This window comes from Rhodococcus sp. 05-2256-B1 (assembly GCF_002258465.1).
In the GTDB taxonomy this organism is placed as follows: Bacteria; Actinomycetota; Actinomycetes; order Mycobacteriales; family Mycobacteriaceae; genus Rhodococcoides; species Rhodococcoides fascians.
On record NZ_NOZA01000013.1, the window covers coordinates 80,257 to 99,433 of the forward strand.

At 61.9% G+C, this 19,177-nt stretch carries 17 protein-coding genes; 14 read left to right on the forward strand and 3 right to left on the reverse strand.

All coding sequences use genetic code 11. The features are described 5' to 3' along the window. Positions 1 to 2: 2 nt before the first annotated feature. From CH285_RS05350 to CH285_RS05375, 6 genes are all read left to right on the forward strand, one after another. Positions 3 to 941: a transketolase family protein gene (locus CH285_RS05350; protein ID WP_015586133.1), complete on the forward strand. Its 939-nt coding sequence runs from the start codon at positions 3 to 5 to the stop codon at positions 939 to 941. Positions 942 to 969: 28 nt separating this feature from the next. Further along, positions 970 to 1,737, forward strand: a complete 768-nt coding sequence (gene fas4, locus CH285_RS05355) for an adenylate dimethylallyltransferase Fas4 (RefSeq protein ID WP_015586134.1) — start codon at positions 970 to 972, stop codon at positions 1,735 to 1,737. Then, positions 1,734 to 3,050, forward strand: a complete 1,317-nt coding sequence (locus CH285_RS05360) for an FAD-binding protein (RefSeq protein ID WP_032365005.1) — start codon at positions 1,734 to 1,736, stop codon at positions 3,048 to 3,050. The genes fas4 and CH285_RS05360 overlap by 4 nt, the downstream gene beginning before the upstream one ends. Positions 3,051 to 3,064: 14 nt before the next feature. Beyond that, positions 3,065 to 3,646 (forward strand): TIGR00730 family Rossman fold protein, encoded by a 582-nt coding sequence (locus CH285_RS05365; protein WP_202902193.1) that lies wholly within the window; start codon positions 3,065 to 3,067, stop codon positions 3,644 to 3,646. Between the two features lie 106 nt (positions 3,647 to 3,752). Next, positions 3,753 to 5,057, forward strand: coding sequence for an NtaA/DmoA family FMN-dependent monooxygenase (locus CH285_RS05370; RefSeq protein WP_015586137.1), 1,305 nt, complete (start codon positions 3,753 to 3,755; stop codon positions 5,055 to 5,057). A gap of 129 nt (positions 5,058 to 5,186) precedes the next feature. Next, on the forward strand, positions 5,187 to 6,389 hold the full coding sequence (locus CH285_RS05375) for a phthiocerol/phthiodiolone dimycocerosyl transferase family protein (RefSeq protein ID WP_032365006.1): 1,203 nt from the start codon (positions 5,187 to 5,189) through the stop codon (positions 6,387 to 6,389). A 48-nt stretch (positions 6,390 to 6,437) separates the two neighbouring features. Here CH285_RS05375 and CH285_RS05380 read toward each other — a convergent pair whose 3' ends face one another. From CH285_RS05380 to CH285_RS05390, 3 genes are read right to left on the reverse strand one after another with little or no spacing between them, the layout of a single operon-like run. Next, positions 6,438 to 6,998: a hypothetical protein gene (locus CH285_RS05380; RefSeq protein ID WP_015586139.1), complete on the reverse strand. Its 561-nt coding sequence runs from the start codon at positions 6,996 to 6,998 to the stop codon at positions 6,438 to 6,440. Positions 6,999 to 7,037: 39 nt separating this feature from the next. Further along, positions 7,038 to 8,468, reverse strand: a complete 1,431-nt coding sequence (locus CH285_RS05385) for a cutinase family protein (protein WP_015586140.1) — start codon at positions 8,466 to 8,468, stop codon at positions 7,038 to 7,040. A gap of 46 nt (positions 8,469 to 8,514) precedes the next feature. Further along, positions 8,515 to 9,360, reverse strand: a complete 846-nt coding sequence (locus tag CH285_RS05390) for a hypothetical protein (protein ID WP_015586141.1) — start codon at positions 9,358 to 9,360, stop codon at positions 8,515 to 8,517. Positions 9,361 to 9,694: 334 nt separating this feature from the next. On the opposite strand from CH285_RS05390, the gene CH285_RS05395 reads away from it, so the two are divergent. From CH285_RS05395 to CH285_RS28250, 8 genes are all read left to right on the forward strand, one after another. Beyond that, a complete protein-coding gene (locus CH285_RS05395; protein WP_015586142.1) occupies positions 9,695 to 9,976 on the forward strand; it encodes a hypothetical protein in 282 nt (93 codons plus the stop codon). Then, positions 9,973 to 11,082 carry a conjugal transfer protein gene (locus tag CH285_RS05400; RefSeq protein WP_015586143.1) on the forward strand — a complete coding sequence of 370 codons (1,110 nt, stop codon included), beginning with the start codon at positions 9,973 to 9,975 and terminating at the stop codon, positions 11,080 to 11,082. Before CH285_RS05395 ends, CH285_RS05400 begins: the two co-directional genes overlap by 4 nt. A 33-nt stretch (positions 11,083 to 11,115) precedes the next feature. Continuing rightward, positions 11,116 to 11,448: a hypothetical protein gene (locus tag CH285_RS05405; RefSeq protein WP_015586144.1), complete on the forward strand. Its 333-nt coding sequence runs from the start codon at positions 11,116 to 11,118 to the stop codon at positions 11,446 to 11,448. A gap of 61 nt (positions 11,449 to 11,509) precedes the next feature. After that, positions 11,510 to 12,241, forward strand: coding sequence for a hypothetical protein (locus CH285_RS05410; RefSeq protein WP_015586145.1), 732 nt, complete (start codon positions 11,510 to 11,512; stop codon positions 12,239 to 12,241). Then, complete coding sequence (locus CH285_RS05415; protein ID WP_015586146.1) at positions 12,241 to 14,766, forward strand: ATP-binding protein; 2,526 nt, start codon at positions 12,241 to 12,243, stop codon at positions 14,764 to 14,766. The genes CH285_RS05410 and CH285_RS05415 overlap by 1 nt, the downstream gene beginning before the upstream one ends. Continuing rightward, the gene (locus CH285_RS05420) at positions 14,760 to 16,934 is read left to right on the forward strand and encodes a hypothetical protein (protein ID WP_052049377.1); all 2,175 of its coding nucleotides are present in this window, start codon (positions 14,760 to 14,762) and stop codon (positions 16,932 to 16,934) included. The genes CH285_RS05415 and CH285_RS05420 overlap by 7 nt, the downstream gene beginning before the upstream one ends. A gap of 119 nt (positions 16,935 to 17,053) precedes the next feature. Further along, positions 17,054 to 18,520: a peptidoglycan DD-metalloendopeptidase family protein gene (locus tag CH285_RS05425; RefSeq protein ID WP_072692242.1), complete on the forward strand. Its 1,467-nt coding sequence runs from the start codon at positions 17,054 to 17,056 to the stop codon at positions 18,518 to 18,520. Next, on the forward strand, positions 18,520 to 19,119 hold the full coding sequence (locus tag CH285_RS28250; RefSeq protein ID WP_015586149.1) for a hypothetical protein: 600 nt from the start codon (positions 18,520 to 18,522) through the stop codon (positions 19,117 to 19,119). The genes CH285_RS05425 and CH285_RS28250 overlap by 1 nt, the downstream gene beginning before the upstream one ends. Positions 19,120 to 19,177: the final 58 nt, after the last annotated feature.

Below are 19,177 nucleotides of genomic sequence, written 5' to 3' on the forward strand. Positions count from 1 at the left end.
CCATGAATTCCGCAGACACGCAAGAACCAAAGTCCTTCAACCACACTGACATGTGGACCGCATTCGGAACGACCATGTCTGGTGCATTGGAAACAGACCCCCGCGCCGTAGTTGTGCTGGCCGACATCGGAGCCCACCTCTTCAAAGCGGCCGCGATCGCAGATCCCAACCGCGTGATCAACGTAGGGATCAGGGAACAGCTGATGATGGGGGTAGCCGGCGGGCTCGCCATGTGTGGCATGCGACCCGTGGTACACACAGTCGCCGCCTTTCTCGTCGAGCGGCCTCTTGAACAAATAAAGCTGAACTTCGCCCAGCAAGATGTCGGCGCAGTCCTGGTCAGTTGGGGAGCCTCCTACGACTTGTCGGAGTTCGCCTTCTCCCATTTCACCCCGGGCGATATCACCGTCATCGATTCGATGCCCAACTGGACAGTTCACGTGCCAGGCCATCCACAGGAGGCCGCCGATCTTCTCCTCGAATCGCTACCAGGCGATGGACGGGTCTACCTACGGCTGTCGAGTCAGGTCAACCGTTACCCCCATGCGGTCCGAGGGACATCGTTCACACCTATCAAGTACGGCACCCGCGGAGTCGTCCTCGCAGTCGGGCCCTGTTTAGATGCGGTGCTGTCGGCAACCTCCATGCTCGACGTAACCATCCTCTACGCGGCGACGATTCGCCCCTTCGACGCCACGGGCCTGTGTGCCGCGGTGCAAGCCGTGAACCGTCCGAACGTCGTGTTGGTCGAGCCCTATCTGGCAGGCACCTCGGCGCACCAAGTCTCGTCCAGTCTCGTCAGCCATCCCCATCGGCTGCTCTCCCTGGGCGTTCGACGTGAGATGGAAGATCGCCACTACGGAACCCCCGACGACCACGACCACATTCACGGACTTGACGCCCGTTCCCTGAGTAATTCGATCAATTCCTTCCTCGGCTGAGCACGACCCGCGAGAGAAAGGAATCGGGATGAAGGAATCAACCATGGCACAGACGCAAGCAAGGTTTGATCGGGTGCGATGGGAACCCGGCGTATACGCAATCGTCGGTGCCACCGGAATTGGAAAGAGCGCCGAAGCGAGCAAGTTGGCATTGAGTCACTCGGCTCCGATTGTTGTTGCCGACCGTATCCAGTGTTACTCCGATCTCCTGGTCACCAGTGGTCGAGCGTTCGACGCGAAAGTGGAAGGGCTCAACCGCGTTTGGCTCGACAACCGGACCATACATCAGGGCAACTTCGATCCGGACGAGGCCTTTGACCGGCTGATAAAAGTACTGACCTCGTACGTTGATCGCGGCGAAGCGGTGGTAATGGAGGGCGGTTCGATATCGCTCATTCTTCGATTCGCGCAAACGATATCCAACCTACCGTTCCCAGCTGTCGTGAATGTTATGCCTATTCCTGATAGGCAACACTACTTTGCCCAGCAGTGCGCAAGGGCACGACAAATGTTACGGGGAGATTCAACGGGCAGGAATTTACTCACCGAACTGGCGGAAGCGTGGGTTCTAGGCGATCAGCACAACTTCATAGCCTCGGTTGCGGGTCTGGACTGTGTACTCGACTGGTGCGCCACGCATTCCGTAACACCAGAGGAGTTGGCCAACCGAGACCTCACCACGGAGGTGCTCGACGAACTGGCGGCATCAATGGGTGGCCGGTATGTCGAGCACGGCGTCCTTCAGCAGGAAATATTTTTAAGAACCTTCGGTGCCCCAGGTGTGACCGCCAGATGAGCGGGATCTGGCACACCGACGACGTGCACCTGACATCCGCCGGGGCTGATTTCGGAAACTGCATCCATGCGAAACCGTCCGTCGTTGTCGTGCCACGGACCGTGGCCGACGTGCAGGAAGCCCTGCGCTACACCGCGGCGCGGAACCTATCGCTCGCGGTGCGCGGATCCGGACACTCGACTTACGGGCAATGCCAGGCAGATGGCGGAGTCGTGCTGGACATGAAAAGGTTCAACACCGTCCACGACGTTCGATCGGGGCAGGCCACGATCGATGCGGGTGTGCGATGGAGCGACGTGGTCGCTGCCACGCTCAGCCGCCAGCAAACCCCTCCGGTACTCACCGACTATCTCGGGACCACCGTCGGCGGAACGCTTTCGGTCGGCGGCTTCGGGGGATCGAGTCACGGCTTTGGCTTGCAAACCGACAACGTGGACTCTCTTGCTGTAGTTACCGGATCGGGAGATTTTCGGGAATGCTCCGCCGTATCGAACAGTGAACTTTTCGACGCCGTGCGCGGCGGCCTCGGTCAATTCGGCGTAATCGTCAACGCGACAATCCGTCTGACCGCTGCTCACGAGTCGGTTCGACAGTACAAATTGCAGTATTCCAACCTCGGCGTATTCCTTGGCGACCAACTCCGCGCCATGTCCAACAGACTATTCGACCATGTACAAGGACGAATTCGTGTCGATGCCGACGGCCACTTACGTTATCGACTGGACCTAGCCAAGTACTTCACCCCACCACGAAGGCCAGACGACGATGCGCTGTTGTCATCGCTCCAATACGATTCGTGCGCCGAATACAACTCGGACGTAGATTATGGTGACTTTATCAACCGTATGGCGGATCAGGAGCTTGATCTTCGGCACACAGGTGAGTGGTTCTATCCACATCCATGGGCCAGCCTGCTGATCCCGGCAGACAAGATCGAGCAGTTCATCGAAACTACCAGCTCCTCATTGACGGATGACCTAGGAAACTCCGGGCTGATCATGGTTTACCCGATTCCAACAACACCGATCACCGCACCGTTCATTCCGATTCCTCACTGCGACACATTCTTCATGTTGGCCGTACTTCGAACAGCATCCCCAGGGGCCGAAGCCCGAATGATTGCCAGCAACCGCCTGCTCTATGAACAGGCTCGGGATGTAGGCGGGGTGGCCTACGCAGTCAATGCTGTCCCCATGTCACCGGGAGATTGGTGTACGCACTTCGGTTCGCGATGGCAGGCCATCGCACGGGCTAAGCGTCGCTTCGACCCATACAGGATCCTCGCCCCTGGATACAGAATGTCATTCGACTGATGAACCTTCGACCAATGCCCGCGACTACGGTCTCGGCACAGGCCCGCCCGACCCCCAAGAGCGTCACGGTCTTCTGCGGAGCTATGCCAGGGCGCGGGACCAAATATGGACAGCTCGCAGAGGGGATGGGGCGTGCGATTGCTAGATCGAAGCTGCGCCTCGTTTATGGTGGCGCCCGAGTCGGCCTCATGGGCACCCTCGCGAACGCGGCCTTGGACTCCGGCGGAACCGTCGTTGGCGTGATCCCTGAGAGCTTCACTGCGATACCCGAGGCTGCGCATCATGGACTGACAGAACTACACGTCGTCCATGACATGCACCAACGCAAAGCTCTCATGGCCGAACTCGGTGACGCATTCATTGCCCTCCCCGGCGGTGTCGGAACCGCAGAAGAGTTCTTCGAGGTCCTTACGTGGTCACACCTGGGGCTTCACAATAAACCCTGTGTACTGCTGAACGACAACGAGTATTACCGCCCCTTGCTCTCCTACATCGAGCACGCTGCCGTCGAAGGATTTATCACCCCCGCAACCCGGTCTCGCGTAATCGTCTGCAAAGACATCGAGGGGGCTATCGCGGCCATTCGCTCACCCTAATTAGTGGGACTTCTGCCTGGCCGGTAGATCTGCTCCGTCCTCGGTGCATTCTATATCGCTCACGTTCCACCCAGTTCGTCCGTATACGAAATTTGGAGGCACGTCGATGTCTGTACGAAAATTTCACCTAGGCTGGTTTGTCGGTTTCTTTGCTAACGATTTCACCGGCGACTTCTCGCCGCCTGAAGAGCCATGGGATGGCCGATTCTATGTCGAGATGGCGAAGTCGCTAGAGCGCGCAGGATTCGACTACATGATGTTCGAGGACACGGTGTCGGTACCCGATGCATACGGGCGATCCTTCGATGCGTACCTGAAACACGCCCTGTGGGTGCCGAAACACGACCCAGTGCCGTTGGCGTCGGTGATCGCGGCCGCGACCGACCGCATAGGCGTAATCGCTACGATGTCGACGGCCTTCTATCCCCCATACATGCTGGCACGCACTGTCTCTACGGTCGACCACATCGCTGGTGGGCGCTTTGGATGGAACATCGTCACCACCGGTCAAGATCAGGCCGCGCGCAACTTCGGCATGGATCGTCTGCTGCCGCACGACAAGCGCTACGAGGTAGCACATGAGTACGTCGACCTTGTCCGAGATCTATGGAATTCCTGGGATCGAGACAACATCGTCCGTGACCGCGAGTCAGGGACTTATGTTGCGCCCGGCACTGTTCGGGCAGTGAACCACACTGGGGAGCATTTCCGTTCGGCGGGTCCGCTCAACACGGTGCACCCACCCAATGGGCAACCAGTTTTCGTCCAAGCTGGCGGATCCCCCAAGGGCCGCGACTTCGCCGCGAAGTACGCCGACTCGATTGTTGCCAACGTCAACACCGTGGAGACGATGCGGGAGTTTCGTGACGATGTCCGTAACCGGGCGCAGGCACACGGTCGAGACCCTGACGACATCAAGGTTCTCTTCATCGCGATGCCAGTACTCGGTGCCACTATGGATGAGGCTCAGGCCGCGAATAAACGGAGAATGACCAGCGACCGGGCCATCGAAAACATTCTTTTGCAACTGTCTTTCGTCACCGACATCGACTTCTCTCAGTTTCCGCTCGACGAAGTACCTCCGCAAGACTTGACAACCAATGGCGAGCAGTCATCACTGGAGAGCTTCCTGCAGCACGGTAGCGGTAAAACTCTGCGCGAGCTGACCATTGATTACCTCGCTCCGTCTATCGAACTGGTGGGGACGCCTGATCACGTAGCGGAGCGCATGGGGGAGATCGTCGACGAGGTAGGCGGTGACGGATTCTTGATTTATACCGGGTCGAACTCGCTCACCCGCCGATTCATCGCTGAGATTACCGACGGCCTCGTGCCAGCTTTACAACGAATTGGGCGAACGCGGGTGGGATATTCGTCGGTGTATCTACGTGACAACCTTCGTGAGTTCTAGTTTTGGTGCTCGTTCGCGCCATCTCCCGAGGCCATCCCATGATCAGAAACGCTCCTGGTGGTGCCGGGCTCGTGATCATCGAGCTGCACGTCCCCTATCGAACAGCAATTTAAGTGACAGGAATTTGTGGTGACTGTGGATTACTCTATTCGGGGGCTCGCTCCCAGTGAGGCGCTCTACGTCGACTTGGGAGTTTTCATCGGGTATTCGGTGCGGGCTCGCGGCGATTTGAACATATCGGGGCTCTCGGCGGCATTTGCGACATTGCGACGCTCGTATCCTGTGTTGGCTGCGCACGTGGAGACGATCGATGGAGACCATATGATCGTCAAACCATCCGGTCCGCTGCCCGGCCTCAGCGTGCACACAGGGGATCCCGGTCAGCCGCTGAGCGGGGTGAACCTCAGTGCGGGCCGCGCCCTTTCCGGGCTACACGTCGTCGGCGATTCCGCCTGCGCGAGTGTGACTTTACTAACCCACCACTGCATAGCCGACGGTCGCCATTCTGTAGATTTGCTCAGCGATCTGTGGTCTTTCTACACCGACATTGTGGAAGGAAAGACCCCTGACGCGGTTGTTCATGGCTATCCCGAGTCGCTGGAAAAGCTGTTCTCCGAGAGAGGAATCGACACACCCGATGTCGGCAATGACGAACCATTAGAGTCGGCATTAAACAGGCCGCCGACGGCTGGCTATACCGAGCCACATCGTGCGATGACCCAACTGCGTTGTCGTTTGAGCAGGCGAGTCACGACCGGGCTCATCGACTTCGGACGTCACCATGGAGTTACGGTAAACGGCCTAGTATCTGCCGCTATCATGCGGACCGAGTCAGATCTGAGAAGTGTTCGGCTCGCCGACATCGCCTACCATTTTATTGTGGACCTCAGGCCTCACGTCACACCTGCAGTGGATTCCACCGCGGGAACAAATATTGTCGGCTTCCCCGTCTATCGGGCTACGGCCGAGTCCGTAGAAATCGTGGATCTGGCTCGCAGTTTAAATGAGGAATTGCACATCGATCTCGCCGCCGGCCACCTCCAAAGTGAAGCCCTGACAGCCGCGAAGATGGCAGTGCTGTTGCCTGAACCCAACGAGGTTCGTTGCACCAATGGAGGCACGGTTCCACCATTGCGATCGCCCGCAGGACTCAAACTCGAGGACTGCCGGCCCGCGCCAGCTGGGTTTTCCTTTCCTGTTTACATCGTCCATGGGTATGGCGGTCGACTGAACATCGAGTTTGCTTTGCCGCACGGAGCTTCCCGCTACGACATCGGCCGAGGCCGGGAACGGATCAGAACGCTCGAATCCCACCTTCGTTCCGTGGCGTGATTGACCAGGCACCGGTTCCGTGAGGCCGCGCCACGCAAGGTCAGCGGATCAACCGTTATTCAGACAGTCCCGGTCTCGCAGACGAGGCTCAGCGAAATTCCGCAACGCTTCGGAGATGCGTGGGGCGTTGAGATCGGTGATCGTGGCGAGGTAGACGTTGGCGCGGTGTCCGCGGTGAGCGAGGACGGACAGGAGTTGGAGACTGCGGTTGCAGGTGAGGCGGAGGGTGTCTACGACGCCTTCGAGGGAGTCGATGACGAGGTATGCGGGGGTGAAGTCGTGGGTTGTGGCTTGACCGTTGTCGATCAGAGTTTTGCGTTGGGTTGTGAATCGCCAAACGGAATCCATGATGTCGACAGGGTCCGGGTCGGTGTCCGCGGTGGTCGAGAACGTGGGGGTTCTGGACGGGCCAGTGATCATCCATACGTGCGGAGAGTGGCCGCTGAGGGTGTCGGCGAGGGTGTGTGCGAGGTGCGTCGACGCCGCGGGATCGGCGTTCAGGAGGAGATGACCGTCGCGCTGGGGGTGCCACGTTTTGGTACCCCCAGCGTCGTGCACGTCGATGCGGACAGCGATGTCGGTGTCGGGGTCGTCCAGCTCTGTCAGCATCGTGACGGTTCCTTGTGTTCGAGTAGGGAGGTGGGTCGGCTACGAAGCAATCTGTGCCGTGGGGTTGGTGATGCGGGTGCGGAAGAGGTTGGTGAGCTCGTCCGCTCCGGTTCGACCGTTGTCGGCCATCGGTTCGTTCGCGTAGGAGTTGTGCGAATCGGTGGCGAGCGAGGTGGCGTAGTTGAGCACCTCGTCGAGCACGCGGCCTGGGGTGAGATTATCGGCCAGCCGGTTCAAAAGGGGGAACTCGTCGAGGGGGAGTGCGCGGAGGGTCTTGCGGACCGCGTTGTTGACCTGGCCCACGAGTTTGCCGAGATCGGCCGGTAGAGCCACATAGTTCTGGGCCGCGGCGTTGGTGGAGATCCGCGCTGCGGTGGTGCCGATCGCGATGTACTCGTTGATAGGCAGCTTGGACACCACGGTCCCGATCATCGAACTGAATTGGCTCGCGAAGCTGATGACTTGGGGTGTGAGGGTCGCCAGCAGTGCCGGAACGGCGAACATGTCACCGCGGTGGATTGCATCGGTGAGCTGCGAGACGGTGGTGGCCATCGGGGCGATGTCTGCCCCGGGGATGGTCATTTCTGCGACCTTTGCGCTCAGTGTTGAGACGTTGCCGGCGAGGTCGAGTGCGAGCTGCGGCACGGTGAGCATGTTGCCTGTGGTCACTGCGGTGTTCAGTTTGCCGAGCGTGTCGGTCAGGGGTTGGCCGTCGAGACCGAGAAGCGTGGTGACGACTCCGGCGACCGAAGACGCGGGATCGGTGGCGTCGATCTTCGATCCGAGTTGCCCGATGAACTGTGTGGCGATGGCGTCGTCGGGGGTGTTGCAGTACGTGTCGTCGGGATCGCACACGCTGGCGGTGACGTTGTTGAGAGCTCCGAATCCCTTGGGTCGCGCACCGACGAAGCCGTTGCCGGTGGTCTTGGTTCCGAGTTGAACGCCGGCGGTCGGGCTCTGGCCGGGGTCGGCCATCAGGCCCACGGCAAAGATGCGATCGGCGCTCACCGGGCCCTCGCCGTTTCCGATCTTGCTGGCTAGATCTCCCGCGGCGTCGGCCCCTTGGGAGAAGCCGGTCAGCCCGAACTTGGTGCTCGGGCATTCGGCTGCCTTCTCGGAGATGTGTTGCGATGCGCGATCGATCGCTTCCTTCTTACTGGTTCCGTAGGTCTGGGCCTTGTCGTTCACGATCGTCGCGACGTAGGGAACTGTGTATGTCTGCAGTTCCTGGGATGAGAACTCGGAGTCGAGTGGGTCCACGACGTTGCGGAGCATTCCGACCGGCACATTCGGATCGGCCTGCTCGTTGGTTTCCGTGGTGCCGGGTATGGCCACCAAGATGTTGTCCGGGCATGCCGGAGCACCGGCTTGCGGATCGGCAATGGCGGAGGGAATGACGACGATGCTGGCAGCGACGGCGAGCCCGACTGCGCTGACAACGATCCTCTTGCGTGTACGAGATGCGGTCATGATGTGCGTCCTTTGTAGGTGAGAGCGGGGTTGGTGCAGGTGGACTTCAGCTCGCCAAGGCGGACTCATGGTGTGATCGGGTGTAGAAGAACGTCCGCTTTCCCGGCGAGGGAGTGTTGCCGGTGCGTGCTGCTACTCCGTCGCGGACTCGCGCGACAGCGCGGCTCAAGCGCTGTCGAAGGGCTGCCGGTGAGCAGTTCTCCTCGACGGCGAGCGATGCGAGATCGGCACCTTCGGTGACGAGATATGCACGGATCAGAAGTGAGTGCTCGTCGGCAGTGATGGTCTTGGACTGCACTGCCCATGCAAGAACCGAATGCAATTCCCGTGCCGATACCTCCCCCGGATTGCTGGTCGTGCGGTCATCGGATCCGTCGGCAACCCGGTGGAGCTGGTCGGGTTCGGCCGGCGTTTCCACCGCAGATTCGCAGGTCTTGGTGATCAGACCCAGCGTCCGAAGCGAGAGTGCCCCGGCAATCCCAGTGCCGCCGGGACGGTGCGAAGCGATCACCTCGTAGAACGCGGCGATGGTACGCGAGGCACGTTCTTCGCGGCTGTGATCGGTTCCGTCCAGCCGCGCGTAGCGATGGATTCGGACCAGCTTGGGGAGCATCAACCGGACCAAAACTGTGCCGGCGAGGGCGCTGCCTGCACTGTGCTCGGTGAGCAGAAGGGACAGGGTGGCGTCACTGTCCTGAGCGGCAAGCTCAGCGATGTCGGCCACGGAGCGAGCGGACGACCATGCGGGGTGTCGATCGGCCCACGTGCGGACTTCGCGGCCTGCGAGAGCGTCGACACAGAGATTGGTCCACTCGGCGTTGATCGTCGTAAACAGCGATGTGCTGTATCCGAGTGGGGTGGAGGAATGCGAGGAAGGCTGCGGCGAGGTCACTGGGGCGCTCCTGATAGAGGCAACTGAAGTTCGATCGCCTCTGACACAAACAGCGCCTTATATCCGCTGAGCTGCGGATTCTTACTCGAAAAGGCGGAGCTGTTATACCCGCCGGGTCCGGCGGAACCAGAAAACGGCAGCGCCCCGCGTTCGACATAGACCGCTGTGACCTGCGGTTACACGGCGACGGTGATAACAGCCCGACGAATCGCAGCGGGGCGGTGAAAAAAAGTTCGAGAAATTTCCGGTCGCCTCTGTCACAGACCCGCCCGCGAAGGGATCTACCTGTTCTCAGAAGCCCGTACACGGCGGGCTACCGACAGGAGGACCCCGGATGGACGACCACGATCCGTCGGCCGCATTGCTCTCGGACACCGCTCGCGTGCACTCGGTGTCCGAAGAGATCCGCGGCCTCGCGGCGCAACTCGGCGACAATCCGCTCAGCGCAGAGATCGCCAGCCGCGTCCGCGAGGTCGTGCTCGGTGAGCCGGCCGAGCAGGCGCGGGCAGCGCTCGAACGGATGATGGCGACCCGGGGTCGAGGCGCTCTGCGATTGGTCGACGAGGGCTTCGTACCCGCCACGGTCGAGCCGTCTCGGCACGAGGAGATCTCATGAAGATCCATCTCCGTAAGAAGGGCTCGAACAAGCCGACAGAAGCTGCGCCGGCCACCGAGCTTCATCAGTGGGCCGGCAAGCAAGCGGTCGCGACCAAGGCGATGAAGTGGGGTCTGTTCGCGGCGATCGGCTCCGGAGTGGTGGCACTGGTTCTCGTCTTGGCCGGCGTCGGGTCCACGACGCCGATCCAGAGCAAGGCAAACCCTCAGACGGTCATCGACACAGCCCGCGAAGCAGCAGCGACCGACCTCGCGCAGGACTTCGTGTTGACGTGGTTGCAATCCAAGCGAGGAGACGAGAAAGCCCTCGCGCGCTTCGTCCGCACCGACGGCATGTCGCTTCCGGCTCAGGCGAGCTATACCGCGTCCGAACCTCGAATCGCGAGCGTGAAAGCAATCGACCCGCCGGCGCGAAATCAGGGTCCCACAGGATCGACATCGCAAGGAGGACCGCTACAGGCGGCCGGCCAGAACTACGCGATCGTTGTGTCGGTCTCGGTGGTTCCGATCGGGGCAGACCCGGCGACGAAGCCGGAACGTCGATACTTCTCGGTCCCTGTCGTGTTCGTGGGAGACGACGCGCGGGCTGCAGCAGTCCCTGCTGCTGTGGCGGCCCCGGCAACCGGCGGTGACCTCACACTCGGCTACCGATTCCGAGTCGGCCTCGATCACTCGCTCACCCAGTCGATCAGCCAGTTCCTCTCGGCAATGGTTGCCGGTGCCGGAGAAATTTCTCGCTACACCTCACCCGGCACACCGATCCGTGCCGTCACCCCCGCGCCGTACACCAGTGTCCAGATCACCGACCTCGTCTCGGACACCGACTTCTCGGCGGGTGCGTCCGGATCCCCGGCAGATGGTGCGACGGTACGGGTGCTCGCCACCGCGACCGTCACAGCCACGGACCGAGCGCAGACCTCGACCGTGCAATACCCGCTGACAGCGATCGCCCGGGGTGGCCGGTGGGAAGTATCCGCGCTCGACCCGATGCCGTTGCTCGCGAACTCGACCGGACTCAGCGCAGCAACCCCAACCATTGCGGTGCCGACCTCGACTGGTGCCAGCACTACCTCCTCCGTTCCCGCAGCGCCCGTTCAACCGAACTGACGCTCTGCTCCCCCTATCCGAAAGGTACGAACAATGACCATTACCTCGATCCTGGCCGATCCGTCGTCGACCGTCGTCGCCGAAGGAATCATCGAATGGGCCAACAACAAAGGTGCGGAGGTGCAGGGCCTCATCCGCACTCTCGTGGGCGTCGGCGTCGCCGGGTTCATCGCCGCGATTGCTTTCAAAAGTCACTTCGCCATTGCCAAAACACTGGTGGCGATCGTGGTCGGCGGGGCACTGATCTGGGTGATGTGGAACATCACCGCCGTCAAAGACAGTGTCGGCGACGAGCTTCCCGGCTCCGCCTCGCCACAAAGCAGCGAGGTCGTCGTGGTGCCCGATCCGATCGCGGCGTTCATCTGACACTGCTCGGCCAACTCACGAACACCTCGATTCAACGACCCCCGCAGGAGTGTGACCGACCATGACCGAACAGCAGGCCTCCTCGCGGAGCGTGGTCAAGATGTTCACCAAAGCGCGCAATTTTCCGCAGCTGATCGGCAAAGCGCCAGACGGCCGAAAGATCCCCGGTGGCCCCTACACCCTGACCCAGTTCGTCGGCGCGGGTATTGCAGGCGGACTGCTGTGGCTGACCCAGTCGCTGTGGGCGCAGGGCAGTGTCATCACCAACGGTGTCATCTTCCTCGGTGTCACCGGCGGCACCCTGTGGGCGTTGGGGAGGCTGCCGCAGGGAGCACGGAATCCGATCTCAGTAGTCCGGGGTGTCGGGCGCGCGGCTACCGGGGCGATGTCACCGTCGAGGATCAATGGCGAGCCGATCCGGATCAAACGCCCTCACGCGGTACTGGGGTCGGTGATCATCCTCGACACCCCGCCAAGCCACGACGCTGCTATCAGTGAACCAGCAGTCATCAGAGCATCCAGCGATCGAGTAGAGAACGCCGCGGCACCGGTGGAGCTCGACGACAACGCAGCGCCGGCCGCACCAGCATTCAGACCTCTGACCCAACCGCGGCCGGAGCGAAAGATCGCACCAGCGCCAGCCCGGCCGCGATCGGACGGCGAACGCCAGCGCTCGCAGAGTCCAGCCCTGGCCGAAGCGTTCGGCGTCGCCAACCTGGCACCGGCGAGCAGCGTTCAGCAGCTGCTTGCCATGGCTGCAGCGGCCCCCACCCCGACCCGAGAGAAGGCGTAATGCAACAACCGAACCGGCTCGTCACCTCGAACTTGCGCTGGACCCGCTCCGGAGTCGTCTGGGCGGACTACGTCCTGACCGGAATCCCGTACGGGTACCGGCCGATCGAAGACCGACAGACCGCGCGGGCGATGCACAAGATGTTGCTGCGCGCTCTTCCTGGCGAATCTCTCCTGCTCAGTGTCGCGGTCAGTCTGGACCCAATGACCATCGTCGAGCGCATGGAACGGGGTGTCGATCTCGATCTCCATCCCGCGTGGGCAGACGAATGCGACGCCACGATCGACCGCCTGGAGGAGATCCGACCCGGCCAGCGAATCTACTGGCTGTCCATCCCCCTGGCCAACCACGGCTTCGGTGACACCGTCAAGGCCGCAACGTCCGCCGCATGGTCCTCGGTGGCCGATCTGCTGGGGATGCCGCCCTCGTCGATTCCCGTCGAGGAGAGAGAACGCCGCGCAGCTCAGGCCGCGCAGATCGCCGCGGCCATCCCTGCCTTCTACGATGCGACCCCCGCAACCCCCTCCCAGATGGTGTGGCTGCACCAACATGCTCTGCAGCGCGGCCTCGGCCTCGATACCGACATGCCCACCGCTCTAGATCATCCGGCAGGCACTGCTCGAGGATCCTTCACTGCCGCGCGGCTCGACGAAGGGGCTCAAAGCGATCGCCCCGAATCGGGCTGGCGGGCCAAGGCGCCGACCTTGTCGCGTGTGCTCAAAGTCGACCAGCCGTGGGAGGTAACGCCACCGCCGGCCAGCTATCAGTGCTTCCTGGTGCTCGCCGCCACTCCTTCGGGCGGCACGCTGTTTCCAGGCTCGGAGTACCTGACCCTCGCGGACAACCTGGGCGGCGTCGATGTCGACTGGGCAATTCGGTTCAAGAACTCCGCTGCATCGGAGGTTCTGAAGAAGAACCGCCGCGCCTTGGTGCAGATGAACGATCAATACACCCAGCGAGAAGACGAATTGAGCACCGGCAGCGTCCTCGACGACGCTGCCGTCGCCCTCGCGGAATACAACGCGCTTCTGGAGGCGGACGCAATGGAGATGGAAGTGCAATCCACCACCGTCTTCTGTGTCGCCGCCGCGGACGAAGAGACGGCCATCGCATATCAGCGCGAGCTGGCGAAGGAGTTCGAGGGTTCGACCTACAGGTTGCAGTCACCGATCGGATTCCAGGAGGAGCTGTTCTGGGCAATGACACCCGGCGTGCCGACGCCGGCGATCTGCAACGAGTTCGCGCAGATCACCACATCCGAACATTTCGCCGCGTACGTACCGGTCACCCGCAACGATCTCGGCGACGGAGACGGCCCGCTGATCGCACTCAACATTTCCTCGGCCCGCACTGGCGTCGTGCACCACGACATCGCCAAGAAAGCGTCACGTGACGTTTCGGGTTCGGTGGGAGTGTGTGGCAACTTGGGATCAGGCAAGTCCGGCTACTTGAAAACAACCGGTAACCAGGTCGTCGACCGCGGCGGCCAAGTCATCGTGGTCGACCGGACCCCTCTGGGCGAATACGCACTGTGGGCCGAAGCGATCACCGACGCGGTGGTCGTCGATACCGCAGCACCGGACGTCACGATGGACCCTCTTCGGCTGTTCTCGCCCGCACGAGGAGGGGAAGTTGCGGTGTCTATTCTGTTGCCGCTGTTGCAACTTCAGCCCGACGACCGTTTGGGGGTACTGCTGTCTCAAGTGCTCGAGCCGGAATACCGCGCTCGCTTCGGCAATTTCACTACCCCAGGCCTGGTTTCGCACCTCGAGAAGGACTGCACCCTCGACGGAGCTGCCGAGCTTGCCGGAAAGTTGAAGGTCTACGCGACCAAATCCTATGCAGCAGCGCTGTTTCGGCCGGACCTAGAGCCGTTCAATCCACGCGCAGGAGCCATCGTCTTCCGCACTCACACACTGGAATTGCCCTCGGAGCGAGAAGTGGAGAACGAGCATCTGTTCAAGCAGATGTCGCTCCAGAAGCGGGTAGGGCGAATGATGTACACCCTCATCGCGCAGATCGCCCGCGGCATTTGCTTCGCGGACCCCAACACCCTCGCGGTCTTCCTGCTCGACGAATGCCATCACCTGACGCGCTCGAGCGAAGGTGTCGAGATCATCATCGACTTCATTCGAGACGGCCGCAAACACGACGCCGCGGTGATGCTCGGATCGCACGACCCCGAAGCAGACTTCGGCTCCGAGACGCTGCGAGGGCTCATCCCCACCCGGCTCGTGTTCCGGCAGACGGATCGACGACTAGCGCAAAAATCGTTGAAGTGGCTCGGCGTCGGGGAAGACGATCTCGGACTGCTCAAAGAGCTGATGGAGAACACATCGCCCGTCGAAGGCAAAGACGGATACGTCGCACCGCATCGCCGCGGAGAGGGCTACATGCGCGATCCCGCCGGCAACGTCGGCCGCATCAAGGTCTTACTTCCGGCATCGGAAGCGAGATACCAAGCGGCGAGTACGACTCCGAAAGAATCGACTACCGAGCGCGCTGCGGAGTTGGCGACATGGTGATGTCGAAACGAGTTGTGCGCCGGCCAGGTTCGATTGGCGGCGGCGTCAAGATGGTTCTCGAGCTCGTGCTGTGGTCGTGGATCCCGCGGTCGTGGTGCAGTGTTCTCGCTCGCTTCCTCGGCCCTGTCTTCAAGTGGGTAGTGGCATCTCGAATCCGCCGCGCGATCGTCACAGGTGTCGCTGTCTGGCACATGATCGGTCTGCTGGCGATCGCCCTGGCGTCACCGGCTCATGCCGACCCGGGTGAAACCCTGCCCACCAACAGCACATTCAGCTGGATGGAAGTCCGTGACTCTCACGGAATTCTGGTCTGGGACTACTTCATGTCCATCGACGAAGGCTCGGTCGGGCACCCGATGTACACCGTGTTCTCCACCTTCATCATGCTCGAGTACGAGGTGTACCGCGGGGTGACCGGCTTCGCGATTTGGTTCGTCACCTACGCCTTGCGGTTCGAGTGGCTCGAATTGTTGACTGCGCCGTTCCGTTCGATCGGCGATGCCATGCAAACGGTCACCGATCAGTTCCAGCTCACGGGCCTTCTTCTCACCGCTGCTGCAGGCATCGGAGCGTGGTGGGTCATTCGCGGACGGTGGACGACGGGAGTGTACGAACTCCTGATGGCAGCAGCGATCGCCGCTGCGGCAGTGGGGATCCTGTCCAATCCAGTCGAACGGGTCGCAGGACAAGACGGCCTGATCATGCAGGCGCGCGACGCCGGCGTGCAGCTTGCGGCAGGCCTGGCCAACAAGGGAGACACGACGTCGAGTTCCGACGAACTCATCGACCAGATCTCGGAACAGATGGCCGACACGTTCATCAGGCAACCCACCCAACTGCTGAACTTCGGCCGAGTCATCGACGGCTCGCCCGACGGAGAACGTTGCACTCAAGCCTGGGACGCCGGCCACGAAAAAGCAGACGGCAACACACGAGACACCCTCAAAGACAACATCAAAGGCTGCGGCGGCGAAGGCGCAAAACAGATGAAGGACTTCGCCGATCACCCCGGACCGGGACAGGTCGGGTCCGGGGTCGCGATGCTACTGGCCGGTGTCATCCTGCTCGGATTCGCCACAATTCTGGCGTTCACCCTCATCCTCGCGGTACTCACCGCCCTCGCATCGGCCGTCAAGGGAATTGTGGTGACCGTCGTTGGAATTCTGCCCGGATCCGGCCGCGGAGCATTGTGGAAAACCCTCGCCGCGGTGCTGATGTCGATGGTCATCGTTATCTTCGCGGTGGTGTTCCTCGTCGGATACATGATCGTGATCGGACAGTTGTTCAGAGGAGACGGCGACTCTCCGCTGATGATGAAATTCATCCTGACCGACATCGTTCTGATCGCGGGCATCATTCTCTACCGCCGCGCAGTGAAAGGACTACGCAAAGCTTCCGACGCCCTCGCACGCAAGCTCGGAAGCAGACCAGGAGCCGCGCCCACCGCGATATCGACCAAGACACCGACCAGCCCCCTCGCCCAAGCTGCCTACGCCGGACAAGTGGCCCGCCAGGCCTATCAAGGTGGAAAGGGACTGGCCAAGACAGCCAGCCATGCAACGGCCCGAACCGCCAAGGCGAGTAAAGCTCTCGTCGACGGGACGGCAGCCGCCAGCAGCGCAGCCACACTTGGAACTGCTGCCGTGGTCTACTCGGCCGGGAAGATTGCAACCGCGGGCGTCAAGAAGGTCGTCGGTCGACGGAGCGACGCCAAAGCTACCCAGGCGGCCACCGACACCACCAATGCTTCCGAAACCCACCCCAGCCTTCGCAAACCGATCAACATCGACCTTCCCCCGACGCAGTCGGTCGTCGGCTCCGGTCACTCCCACACTCCGGTCTCCAGCCCCGTCGGAGACCGATCGGCGGTCCGCTCTCACGGCGACAAGACAACGAACGCACCCGGTATCAAGCGGCCGGTGGCCACCGCTCCCGCACTGTCGACTCCAGGAAACCGAGAAGTTCGGGCCAGCCGCGCCACGGTGACCGGCCCTGGAGGCGGACGATTCCGTGAGTACTCCACCGATGAGGGCTCGCCGCTTCTGCTTCCCGACCGGTCCACGCGGCCGTCGAGTGCTCCGCGTCGTGCCCGACCGACCGTCCAACCAGGTGCCACCACGAATCCGACGGAAATCCTCCATCGAGCTGCGTCAGGCGCACGGCGATGACCTTGGTGGCCCCGCCTGAGACAGCGGTGTCGCCGAACTCGAAAGCGCCACGTCGATGGTGGAAACTCGCCCTGGCGGTCGGTATCGCCGCTCTCGGTGTACTCGTCGTCATTCCATTGATGGTCGTCGTACTCGTCACATCGTCAGGTTCCAGCGGTTGTGCCCCCACGGTCTCGTCCGGTACCGGTGGTGATGATGCATCGCCGTTGACCCCGTCCGGTCCCATCGGCAAGCCGACCCGCGATGGCACGACCACGATGACGTCCCCCTTCGGGCAGCGGTGGGGCACGATGCACCAAGGCGTCGACTTCGCGGGCCCGATCGGCACCCCGATCTACGCAGCCCTCGACGGCACTGTGGTCAAAGCCGGACCCGCTCAAGGCTTCGGAATGTGGATCGTCCTCGACTCGATCGTCGACGGAAAACCGGTCTCCACCGTGTACGGGCACATGTATCCCAACGGCGTCCTCGTCAAGGAGGGACAACAGGTCAAGGTCGGCGACCACATCGCCGACATCGGCAACGCCGGCGGCTCCACCGGACCACATCTGCACTTCGAGTACTGGGAAGGCGGCCGTTTACAGGGCGGAACCGCTATCGACCCGATGAGCAAACTCGGTCAGGCGGGAAGCCCCCAATCGTCCGGCGCTGATTCACCGACCGGCGCCGGTACCGCTGTCGATTGTGGCTTCGGCACGGCCGGCGGAGATCTCCGAACCGGATCCGTGCCGCCGGAGTTCGAGCCGTGGATCCGCAAAGCAGGAGCCGTGTGCCCAGGCGTGGGTGCTCCCCTGATCGCATCCCAACTCTCCGCCGAGAACGGTTTCCGCTACGGCCCGTCCGCTCCGGTATCGAGCACCGGAGCGTTGGGGCCCGCACAATTCATGCCGGGAACCTGGGCAACGTGGGGCAAGGATTACGACGGAGACGGGCGAGCCGACCCGAACTCCATCGGAGATGCAGTGATCTCACAAGCCCACTTCATGTGCGCCATCAACGGAGATATCACCGCAGCCATCGCCGCGAGAAAAGTGAAGGGCGACCCAACTGCACTGACGATTGCCGCCTACAACGCGGGCCCCGCCGCGGTGCTCGCAGCCGGTGGAATGCCATCCGGCGGTGACTACACCACACAAACACAGCCCTATGTGGCGAAGATTCTGGCCGGCCAAGCGCAGTACACATCCGAAGGTTCCACAGGCCGGTTCGTGCCGACCGGAGCTGACGGAGACAATGTCGTCGAGGCTGCACGCCAGTACCTCGGAACCCCCTACGTCTGGGGCGGCGGAGATATCAACGGCCCCTCCCGAGGAGGATTCGACTGCTCAGGACTGACCAGTTTCGCCTACTTCGCGGGCAAGCACATCACCCTGCCCCGCACATCCGAGGCCCAATGGGGAGTGGGTTCGGAGATCCCGATCGATCAAGCGATGCCCGGTGATCTCGTCTTCGGATCGTTCGAGGCGAACGGCCCTGGGCACGTCGGTATCTACATCGGCGGCGGTCAGATGATCCACGCCCCCACCACCGGAGACGTCGTCAAACAAGCTCCACTCATGGCTGGAATGAAAGCCCGGAGGATCTGATGTCCCTTGCCGGCCGACGTCTTATAGCCGTCCTCCTCGTCGTTGTAGCCGTGGTGACCATCGCCTGGTCCTGCAGCTCACCCGCCACCGATGAGCCGGAATCGGCACCGGAGACAACGAGCGCGCCAACCGCGCCGTCGCTACCCGAAATCAACACACAGCCAACCGAGACAACCGCTGTACCCGCTCCGATCAGCAGCGCCGCCACAGACGCGGAGACCGCAATCCGTCAAGCACTGACGACCGCCTTCACCTGGTACCCCAGCACCGACACGAGCTCGACCGACGCGTTTCTACGCGCCCGCCGATGGTTCACCGACAACCTCGCTGCAAAACTCTCCACCCCTGCAACGACCGAGCGAGGCCCCGGTGCCCAGTGGGAACAGTGGAAGAAAGAAGACGCCGAAATCACCGCAACCGTCTCGATCGGCTGCTCCGGATGCCCGGCAGATACCGCCGAGCGCATCTATCGAGTCGCGGAGATAACGCAATCGGCCGTCACCTCGGATGCCACGGTCCCCGTCGACTCCACCACGACCGTGTGGGTATCGGCAGTGCCGACCGCAGCCGGGTGGAGTGTGGACACTCTCGATTTCTGACCCTCGCCGCACATGACCCGGAGAGGGTCGCCGGCCACTGAACCGATCGCCCTGTACA